This window comes from Dactylosporangium sp. NPDC005572, from assembly GCF_040605515.1.
Taxonomy (GTDB): Bacteria; Actinomycetota; Actinomycetes; order Mycobacteriales; family Micromonosporaceae; genus Dactylosporangium.
On record NZ_JBEXCY010000318.1, the window covers coordinates 1 to 9778 of the forward strand.

Sequence of the window (9778 nt, forward strand, 5' to 3'; positions counted from 1 at the left end):
TGTGCGCCTGCGCGATCGCCCCGTGCAGCACGCCGGCGAGTGCGGAGGACACCGGGCGGGCCGCCCCGGCGTCACCGCTGGGTCATCGCCTAGCCACTCGTGACCCGCGAAGCGGCGTCCGCGACCGCGGCCGCCGGGTCGCCGCCGCCGACGACCGCGGCCTCGGCCTTGCCGAAGGGTGTCCACACCTTGCGCATCTGCGGGATGGACGGCACCAGCTCGCCGGTGCGGGCGACGTCGAGCACGGCCACCATGTCCGGGTCCGCGCGGACGACCACGTCGATGGCCGTGGCGAGCGCCGGCACCATCGGCCAGGCCGCGTAGAGGGCCATCTGCACCTCCACGGTGGTGGCCACCTCGAGCAGGAACTGCTCGGCGAGGGCCTTGTTCTTCGCGGCGCTGGACAGGTAGAACCCCTGGACCCGCACCAGCGGGCGGGCCGGCCGCCCGCCGGCGAACCCGGGCACCGGCGAGGCGGCCCACGTCGCCCGGGACAGCGGGCGCAGCAGCTCCATCACGAACGGGTGCAGGGCGACCATCGGCACCCGCCCGTCGGTCACCGTTCCCGAGATCTTGCCGAGGTCGAGGTACCGCTGCAGCGCACCGGAGCCGGTCTCGCCGAGCTCGGCGAGGCGCCGGAACGCGGCGACGGACGCGGGCGTGCCCAGGCCGGGCTGCGCGGGGTCGGCCGTGCCGTCGTCCTTCGTGGCGAAGAGATACCCGCCGGCCGACGTGTACAGCGGATAGACGTGCTCGAGGTCCCCGCCCTCGCCGACCGGCAGGCCCAGGACCTCGCTCGCCTTCCCGTCGACCACGAGCCGGCGGCCGGTGGCGACGAGGTCCTCGATGGTGGCCGGCGCCTCGGGTACCAGTTCGGTGTTGCGGTACAGCATGACGGTGGTGATACCGTGCGGCAGCAGGTACAGCTGCCCGTCGTACGTCCCGGCGCGGATCGACAGGGGCTCGAACCCGGCGCGCACCGGGTCGGGCAGCGCGATCGGCACGACCGCACCGGCGGCGACGAACTCCCCGGCGAACTGGTGCTCGCCGACGAAGATGTCGGGCCCCTTGCCGCCGCGGACGGCGCTGAGGAAGTCGTACCGCCGGTCGTCCGCCGTCCCCGCCCCGTCGAACTCGACGTGGATACCGTGCCGCTCGGCGAACTTCTCGGCGAACGGGCGCAGCGCCTCGGCCCGGTCGTCGTCGGCCCAGATCACCAGGGTCCCCGGCCGGCTGTGCCGGTCGTCGTCCACGTACGGCGGCGAGGGGCGGTGCTCACAGGCCACGAGCGCGGCGGCGAGGACGGCGGCGAGCACGAGCCGCGCAGCCCGCGGAAGTCGAAGACCGGACACGGCGCCGATTGTGGGGCGCACCGACACGGATGGCGCGCTTTGTGTCAGTCTCCCGCCACCGGATGTCAGGAAGAGCGTGTGTGCCGCCGGCCGTCTTACGAGGAGCGACCATGACAACCTTCAGCCCGTCCGACGACCTGCGAGCGGCGACGTTCGCCGGCGCGGACCTGCGCGACGCCCGGTTCGTCGGTGCCGACCTCTCCGGCGTCGTGATGCGGGGCATCGAGCTGCGCCGAGCCGAGATCGACTCACCCTGGCTGTTCGACGCGGACAACGTCCTGCTCGTCAACGGCGTCGACGTGCTGCCGTTCGTCGAGGCCGAGCTGAACCGCCGCTTCCCCGGCCGCGCCGACCGGCGCGCCGCCGATCCGGACGGCCTGCGCGCCGCCTGGGCGGCGCTGGAGCGGACCTGGGCGGCCACGCTCGCGCGCGCCGCGGCGATGCCGGCCGGCACGGTCGACGTGGCGGTCGGCGGCGAGTGGTCGTTCGCGCAGACACTGCGGCACCTGGTCTTCGCCACGGACCTGTGGCTCGGCCGGGCGATCCTGGAGCTCGACGAGCCCTTCCACCCCATCGGCCGGCTGGACACCGGCACCGAGCGCGACGGTGTGAGCGCGCCCGCCTTCAAGACGGCGCACCCGCCGTACGCCGAGGTGCTCCAGGTCCGGGCGGGCCGCGTCACGATGGTCCGCGACCTCCTCGACGCGGTCACACCCGACGCGCTGGCCGCGCCCCGCCGCAACCCCCACGCCCCCGAGCATCCGGAGACCGTGCGCTCCTGCCTGCACGTGATCCTCGAGGAGGAGTGGGAGCACCACCGTTACGCGGTCCGCGACCTCGACGCTCTCACCCACCGGCGTACCGTTGGAGTCGACGCGAGCCCGACGGGGGTGCGATCATGATCATCATGCGTGACGTCGTCCGGGTCGGCGTGCCGCCGATGTCGGCCTACCAGCACCTGGTGCACTTCGAGGAGTATCCGAGGTTCATGTCCTCGGTGCTGAGCCTGTCACCGCTCGACCGCTCGGTGGCGCGCATGGCCCTGGACATCGGCGGGCGACGGGTCGAGCTCGACGCGGTGCTCGACAGCACAGAGCCGGGTCGCCTGGTGCACTGGGACAGCGCGGTGCTCACCGAGACGTTCCGTCTGGAGGAGGCCGAGGGCCGGGGCACCGACGTGTTCGCGGTCGTCGAGCTCGACGACAGCCAGGTGGCGATGGTCGACTCGGCGCCCGAGACGGTCGTTCGAAATCGGCTCCGCGAGGACCTCAAGGGCCTCAAGCGCTTCTGCGAGGAGGCGGAACCGGACTGAGCGGCCCGCCACCGTCCCGCCGGGCTCACGCCACGGCGATGGTCCTGCCGGGCATCGGCTCCGCCAGCGCCGCCCGCCATGCGGGCGCACTGAACGCGTCGGCGAAGTACTGCGTCTCGTGGACCACGTGGTCTCGCGCGAACTCCATCAGGCTCACCGCATAGGTGGGCACGCCGTCATAGGTGATGATGCACTCGCTCACCCACCGGTTCGACCGCCCGGCGATCCGCAGGACGGTGAAGTGCCGCTCGGCTGGATGGCCGCCGCGCTGCGCGAGGATCGTCGCCCGGCCGCGGAAGCGTTCACCCGACTGTGGGTAGTCCAGGATCGCGTCCTCGGCGTAGATGGCGTGCTCCGCTTCGTTCTCCCCGGACTCCGACGCCCGCCAGTGTTCCTCGATGGCGGCCCTGGTCCGATCATTGGTCCGATCATCCGCGTCCATCGCCGTTGCCCCTCTGCCTGCTGCTGGGTCAGCGGCCCGCCGCCGGGCGGGCCTCGCCCAGGATCCAGTCTGCGCCGTCGCGCTCGATGCGGCAGTCCCAGCCCAGGCCGCGGAGCCGTTCGACGAGCGACGCCGGGTCGATGAACTGCTTGACGATGCGGAAGGTCCGGCCGTCCTGGAGGGTCCGCTCGACGATCTCGTCGCCGACCCAGGCCTCCTTCGCCTGCTCGTCGACGTGCTCGTCGAGGAACCACACCCGTCCGCCGTCCGCGAGCAGGCCCCGCAACTTGTCCCAGAACTCGGCGAACCGGCGCTCCGGCACGTGGGACAGCCAGGCGGAGAAGAAGACCACGTCGAACCGCTCGGCGGTGCTCCAGGCGAACACGTCGGCGACCTCGAAGGTGGCGCCCGGGGCGCGCTCACGGGCGATCGCGATCGTCTCGGGCGCCGCGTCGATCGCCAGCACCGAGCCGGCGTGGCCGGTCAGGGCCTCGGTCCACAGGCCGGTCCCGCAGGCGATCTCGAGCACGCGCCCGGCCGGTCGCATGCGTGCGACCAGCCGGGCGATCCGTTCCCGGGCCGCGGCGACGTCCCCGTACGCCGTCGCGTCGTACTCGCCGGCGCGGTGCCGGTAGTACCCGACCTGCTCGGCCAGGACGTCGTCGCTCATCAGCCCATCATGAGTCCTGGGCCTTGCCCGTGGTCACCCGGGCCAGGATCAGGGCCACCAGGATGATCAGGCCGTACACCGCCTGGATCCACTCGGCCGAGACGCCGGCCAGGGTCAGGATGTTGTCGATGAGGCCCAGCACCAGGACGCCACACAGGGCGCCGAACAGCGTGCCCTTGCCGCCGTCCATGCTCACGCCGCCGATGACCGCGGCCGCGAAGACCTTGAAGATCATGCCGTCGCCCTGGGCGGCGGCCACCGAGCCCAGGCGGCCGGTCATCAGCAGGCCGGCCAGTGCCGCCAGGAGGCCGCCGACGATGAACACGATCCACATGACCCGGTCGCTGCGGATACCGGCGGCCCGGGCCGCGTCGACGTTGCCGCCGATGGCGTAGACGGCGCGGCCGTGCCGGAACCAGCCCAGCGCCGCGATGCCGGCCGCGAACAGGCCCGCGCACAGCCAGATCGACAGCGGCAGGCCCAGCCAGGTGGCGTTGCCGAGGTACGTCACCGATGGCGGCAGCTCGAAGAGGCTCTGCCCGCCGGTGATGCCGATCTGTAGGCCCCGCAGCGTGATGAGCATGCCGAGCGTCACGATGAACGCGGACAGCCCGAACCGGAGGATGAGCAGGCCGTTGAGGGCGCCGACGAGCAGGCCGACCAGCAGAATGATCGGCACGGCGAGGGCGGAGGACCATTCGGTGCCGATGCCGTTGCTGGCGGCCGGGATCACCAGGACGACGCCGAGCGCCGGGGCCAGGCCGACCGTGGACTCCAGGGACAGGTCGAACCGGCCGCCGATGAGGATCAGCGTCTCGGCGAGCACGAGCAGCGACAGCTCGGTCTGCTGCTGCAGGACGTTGACCAGGTTGTTCCGGGACAGGAACACCGGGTCGATCAGCGCGCCCACGATGAGCAGCACGATGATTGCCGGCACGAGCGTGAGGTCCCGCATGCGGGCGAGCCTCGGGACGGTGCGCCGGCGGCCGGCGACGGGGGCCGGGGCGGTGGTGGTCATTCGGAGACTCCTTCGACGGCGGCGACCACGTCGGTGTCGCTCCAGCCGGCCTGCAGTTCGGCGGTGACCCGCCCGTGGAACATGACGAGGACCCGGTCGCAGTGGCGCAGGTCGTCCAGCTCGTCGGAGACCATCAGGACGCCGGTGCCGGCGTCGGCGGCCGTGCGGACGGCGCCGAGCAGGGACTCCTTCGAGCGGACGTCGACGCCCGCGGTCGGGTTGATGAGGACCAGGAGGCGCGGGTCGGTGCTCAGGGCGCGCGCGAGGACGACCTTCTGGGCATTCCCGCCGGACAGGCTGCCGACCGGCGCTTCGGGACCTTCGGTGCGGATGTCGTACCGCTGGATGAACCCTTCGGCGACGGCCCGTCGACGGCTCGGCACGATGGCGCCCGCGGGACCGAGCCGGTCGGCGATCGGCAGGGTGGCGTTCTCGCCGACCGACAGCAGGGAGATCAGCCCCTCGCGGTGCCGGTCCTGCGGCACCAGGCCGATCCCGGCGGCGAGCGCGGCCGGGACGCTGCCCGGCCGTACGGTCGTCGCGCCGACCGTGATCGTGCCGGCGGTCGCCTTGCGCAGGCCGCCGACGGTCTCGGCGAGGGACACCTTGCCGCTGCTGCCGGAGCCGGTGACGCCGACGATCTCGCCGGCCCGGACGGTCAGGTCGAGCGGCTCGTAGGCGCCGTCGAGGGCGAGGCCGGTCAGCCGCAGGGCGGTGTCCGCGGTCTCGGCCACCGGCGGGCGCGGCGCGACGGTCGTGAGCCCGACCGCCTCACCGGTCATCGCCGCGACGAGCGCGTCGTGCCCGACGTCGGCCACGGACTCGGTGAGGACCCACCGGGCGTCGCGAAGCACGGTGACCGTGTCGCACACGCGGTACACCTCCTGGAGATGATGGGAGATGAACAGCATGGTGACGCCCGAGGCGCTCAGGTTGCGGAGCCGCTCGAAGAGCCGGTCGATGCCGGTGGCGTCGAGGCGGGCGGTCGGCTCGTCGAGGATGATGAACCGGGCACCCTGCGACAGGGCCCGGGCGATCTCCACGAGCTGGCGCTGCTCGACGTCGAGGTCGCCGGCCAGGGCGCCGGGGTCGACGTCGACGGCGTACTCGCCGAGGAGATCGTTGGCTCTGGCGCGCAGGGCACGCCAGCGGATCGGGCCCCGGTCGGTCTGCCGGTTGAGGAACAGGTTCTCGGCGACGGTCAGTGACGGAATGATCGTGGAGCGCTGGAACACGCAGGCGACCCGCTGCCGCCACGCGGCCCGGTCGGCGACCGGGGGCGCGGCGGCGCCGGCGAAGCGGATCTCGCCGCCGTCCGGCCGGTGCAGGCCGGTGAGCAGCGACACGAGGGTCGACTTGCCGGCGCCGTTGCGCCCGACCAGGGCGTGCGTCTCACCCGGCGCGATCCGCAGGGTCACGTTCGACAGCGCCGTGGTGGCGCCGAAGTGCTTGGACACTTCGAGCGCCGCCACGGCCGGTTGTTCGACGGTCATCATTTACCGATCTGGTTTCCCCACAACGCCGTGTCGTCGACGTTGTCCTTGGTGACGAGCGGGGCGGGCAGCTGGTCCTCGAGGACGCCGTCGCGGACCTTGACGATCGTGCTGTCGTGGTCGGTCTTGCCGGGCTGGAACGTCTTGCCCTCGACGGCCGCCTTGGCGTAGTAGAGCGCGTACTTCGCGTAGAGGTCGGCCGGCTGGGAGACGGTCGCGTCGATCTCGCCCTTGCGGATCGCGTCGAACTCCTGCGGGATGCCGTCGTTGGAGACGATGAAGATGTGCTTGGGGTCGGTCGGCGGCACCAGCAGGTTCTTCGAGCGCAGCAGCTGCAGGGTCGGGGCCAGGAACACGCCGCCGGCCTGCATGTAGATGCCGTTGATGTCGGGGTGCTGGGCGAGGCGGGTCTGCAGCGCGGCGGACGCCTTCGCGCCCTCCCACTCGGTCGGCTCGGCGAAGACCGTGATGCCGGGGAACTTGTCCTTCATGCATTCGGCGAACGCCTCGGAGCGGTCCCGGCCGTTCACCGACGACAGCGAACCCTGGAACTCGATGACCTTGCCCTTGCCACCGAGCTTCTGGCCGAGGAACTCGCACGCCTTCTGGCCGTACGCCCGGTTGTCGGCGCGCACGACCATGTAGACGTTGCCCTTGTCGGGGCGGGTGTCCACGGTGACCACGGGGATCTTCTTCTGCTCCAGGGTGGTGAGGGTGGTGGCGATGGCGCCGGTGTCCTGCGGTGCCATCACGATCGCCTTCGCGCCCTGGCTCGTCAATGCCTGGGTGTTGGCGACGAGCTTGGCGATGTCGTTCTGCGAGTTGGTCGGCGTCATCAGGTTGATGCCGGTGTCCTTGGCGAACTGCGGGATGTACTTCGCGTAGCTGTTCCAGAAGTCGGAGTCGGCGCGCGGCAGGTCGACCGCGATGGGCGGGCTGTTGTTGTCGGAGGTGCTCTTCGGGTCCGCGGAGTCGCTACAGGCAGCGAGGCTCACGACCAGGGCGGCGGCGGCGATTGCCGGCAGGATTCTCATGGGAGTCCTCAGGGGGTGTTGGTGGGGTTCCAGATGGGGCCGTCCGGATAGGCGTAGCGGGCCCGGCTCTCCGCCCGCATGGTGGAGCTGAACCCGGGGGCCGTCGGCGCGAGGTAGCGGCCCTCGCGCAGCTGGACCGGGTCCGTGAAGTGTTCGTGGAGATGGTCGACGTACTCGATCACGCGGTTGTCCATGGACCGGGAGACGGCCACGTAGTCGAACATGGAAAGGTGCTGGACGAGCTCGCACAGCCCGACGCCGCCGGCGTGCGGGCAGACCGGCACCCCGAACTTGGCGGCGAGCAGCAGGATCGCGATGTTCTCGTTCACCCCGGCGACGCGGGCGGCGTCGAGCTGGACGAACGAGACGGCGTCGAGCTGCAGCAGCTGCTTGAACACGACCCGGTTCTGCACGTGCTCGCCGGTCGCGACCGGGATCGGGGCGATCCTCCGCGCGATCTCGGCGTGCCCGACCACGTCGTCGGGGCTGGTCGGTTCCTCGACCCACCACGGATGGTAGGGCGCGAGCGCCCTCACCCACTCGACGGCGGCGTCGACGTCCCAGCGCTGGTTGGCGTCGACCGCGATCCGCACGTCGGGCCCGCAGACCTCGCGGGCGATCCGCATGCGGCGCAGGTCGTCCTCGAGGTCCGCGCCGACCTTGAGCTTGATCTGGGTGAAGCCGGCGTCGATGGCCTCGCGGCACAGGCGGGTCAGCTTCTCGTCGGAGTACCCCAGCCAGCCGGGTGAGGTGGCGTAGGCCGGGTACCCCTGGTCCAGCAGTGTCGCGATGCGCTCGGCCCGGCCCTCGGCGCCCGGGCGGAGCAGCTCCAGCGCCTCGTCCCGCGTGAGGGCGTCGGTGAGGTACCGGAAGTCGACGAGGTCGACGAGCTCCTCGGGGGTCATCGAGCCGAGCAGCTGCCACAGCGGCAGCCCGGCCCGCTTCGCCTTGAGGTCCCACAGCGCGTTGACGACGGCGGAGATGGCCATGTGCATGACGCCCTTCTCCGGCCCGAGCCAGCGCAGCTGCGAGTCGTGGACCAGCTCCCGCCAGAGTCCGCCGAGGTCATCGAGGACCTCCTTGGTGAGCCGGCCCACGAGGTACGGTCGCAGGGCGTGGATGGCGGCGGTCTGCACCTCGTTGCCCCGGCCGATGGTGAAGGCGAACCCGTGGCCCTCGCGCCCGTCCTCCGCGTCCGTGCGCAGCACGACGTACGCGGCGGAGTAGTCGGGGTCGGGGTTCATCGCGTCGGAGCCGTCGAGGTGCTGTGAGGTCGGGAACCGTACGTCGTAGGTGTCCAGCGACACAAATCGGCTCGTCATTCGGTTCCCGTCCTAGGTGCGTGTTTCGGATACATCCGATGTTTAGCAGGATCATGGCGCCGAGGGCAAGGGGCAGTTTTGGGCTTTTGTTCACGAGAACTGAAGTCCGGTCAGCATCTTGACGAATCGAGACCTCCGATGTTCACTCTGCTTTGAGGGTTGTCCATGGTTCGATGAGCGGACCCACCGCTCCGGGGACCTGCGGACAGCACCCCGCAGCGTGACGCCGACGCGCCGCGGGGTGGGTGCCGACCGCCGGGCGCCCGGCGGCCGGCACCGATACCCGCATGCCCGTGCACCCGCTCGAGGTGCCCGGGCCTTTCGGCGTGCCCGGGTCGCCACGATGGCGTGCATGCCACAGGGGCGCGGACCGGCGGTCCGCGCCCCTGTGCACGTTCCTAGGCGGTTGCCAGGCTGAACTTCTCCCACGGGCCGATCGCGTCGCGGTTGGCGATCAGCGCGGCGTTGCCGCCGTTCTCGGCCACGACGTACTTGTTGTTGACGGTCGCCTGGAAGCTCACGGTCCCGTCCGAGTTGTTGATCAGCCGGAACGTCTCCCACGCGCCGGCCGCGTCGCGGTTGGCGATGAGCGGGTTGGCGCCGGCGTTCTCCGCGCAGACGAACTTGTTGTTCACCCGCGCCCGCAGGGCCACGTTGCCCCCGCCGAGGTCGACGACGTCGAACCGCTCGTTCGCGCCGACCGCACTCGCGTTCGCGATGAGCGGCGACGCCCCGGCGTTGGCCGCCGAGACGAACAGGTTGTTCGCGCCGGCCCGCAGCGAACTGCCGCCGCTCCCGCCGCCGGTGGTGGCCACGCGCAACGATGAGATCGCGTCGTTGTTGCCGGTGTTGATGAGGTTCGGGTTGTCGGCGGTGAAGGTCCAGGACGTGCCCGTGAACCCGCCGTTGCTGTAGCCGGTGACCGTGTAGCCGGACGGCACGCGGATGGAGGAGATGCTGTCGTTGGCGATGCCGGCCGACTGCAGCTGCGCGAGGTCGTAGTTGCCGGCGCCCAGGGTCACCGCGCCGCCGGAGAAGTTGATGTCGGAGTAGAACGTCGGGCCGTTGCCCCCGCCTCCACCGCCCGGGCCGGTGCCGAGCGTCGACGCGGTGCCCGACAGCGACTTCACGCCAT

General features: G+C 71.4%; 9 protein-coding genes and 1 pseudogene. 2 read left to right on the plus strand and 8 right to left on the minus strand.

Features of this window, described 5'->3' with window-relative positions:
* Window positions 1-89 precede the first annotated feature (89 nt).
* Window positions 90-1352 carry an extracellular solute-binding protein gene (locus ABZS66_RS58145; protein WP_354773026.1) on the minus strand — a complete coding sequence of 421 codons (1263 nt, stop codon included), beginning with the start codon at window positions 1350-1352 and terminating at the stop codon, window positions 90-92.
* A 110-nt stretch (window positions 1353-1462) separates the two neighbouring features.
* Between ABZS66_RS58145 and ABZS66_RS58150 the strand changes: the two genes are divergently transcribed.
* Complete coding sequence (locus ABZS66_RS58150; RefSeq protein ID WP_354773028.1) at window positions 1463-2254, plus strand: DinB family protein; 792 nt, start codon at window positions 1463-1465, stop codon at window positions 2252-2254.
* A 5-nt stretch (window positions 2255-2259) separates the two neighbouring features.
* Complete coding sequence (locus ABZS66_RS58155) at window positions 2260-2664, plus strand: SRPBCC family protein (RefSeq protein WP_354773030.1); 405 nt, start codon at window positions 2260-2262, stop codon at window positions 2662-2664.
* A gap of 25 nt (window positions 2665-2689) precedes the next feature.
* Here ABZS66_RS58155 and ABZS66_RS58160 read toward each other — a convergent pair whose 3' ends face one another.
* The 7 genes and pseudogenes from ABZS66_RS58160 to ABZS66_RS58190 all read right to left on the minus strand — a co-directional run.
* Window positions 2690-3106 carry a nuclear transport factor 2 family protein gene (locus ABZS66_RS58160; RefSeq protein ID WP_354773032.1) on the minus strand — a complete coding sequence of 139 codons (417 nt, stop codon included), beginning with the start codon at window positions 3104-3106 and terminating at the stop codon, window positions 2690-2692.
* A 28-nt stretch (window positions 3107-3134) separates the two neighbouring features.
* Window positions 3135-3776 carry a class I SAM-dependent methyltransferase gene (locus ABZS66_RS58165; protein WP_354773034.1) on the minus strand — a complete coding sequence of 214 codons (642 nt, stop codon included), beginning with the start codon at window positions 3774-3776 and terminating at the stop codon, window positions 3135-3137.
* A gap of 7 nt (window positions 3777-3783) precedes the next feature.
* Complete coding sequence (locus ABZS66_RS58170; RefSeq protein WP_354773036.1) at window positions 3784-4794, minus strand: ABC transporter permease; 1011 nt, start codon at window positions 4792-4794, stop codon at window positions 3784-3786.
* Window positions 4791-6290 (minus strand): sugar ABC transporter ATP-binding protein, encoded by a 1500-nt coding sequence (locus ABZS66_RS58175; protein ID WP_354773038.1) that lies wholly within the window; start codon window positions 6288-6290, stop codon window positions 4791-4793. Before ABZS66_RS58175 ends, ABZS66_RS58170 begins: the two co-directional genes overlap by 4 nt.
* A complete protein-coding gene (locus ABZS66_RS58180; protein ID WP_354773040.1) occupies window positions 6287-7321 on the minus strand; it encodes a sugar ABC transporter substrate-binding protein in 1035 nt (344 codons plus the stop codon). Before ABZS66_RS58180 ends, ABZS66_RS58175 begins: the two co-directional genes overlap by 4 nt.
* 8 nt (window positions 7322-7329) lie before the next feature.
* Window positions 7330-8643, minus strand: a complete 1314-nt coding sequence (locus ABZS66_RS58185) for an L-fuconate dehydratase (RefSeq protein ID WP_354773042.1) — start codon at window positions 8641-8643, stop codon at window positions 7330-7332.
* 398 nt (window positions 8644-9041) lie between these two features.
* Window positions 9042-9778, minus strand: a pseudogene (locus tag ABZS66_RS58190) (glycosyl hydrolase); the annotation flags it as partial.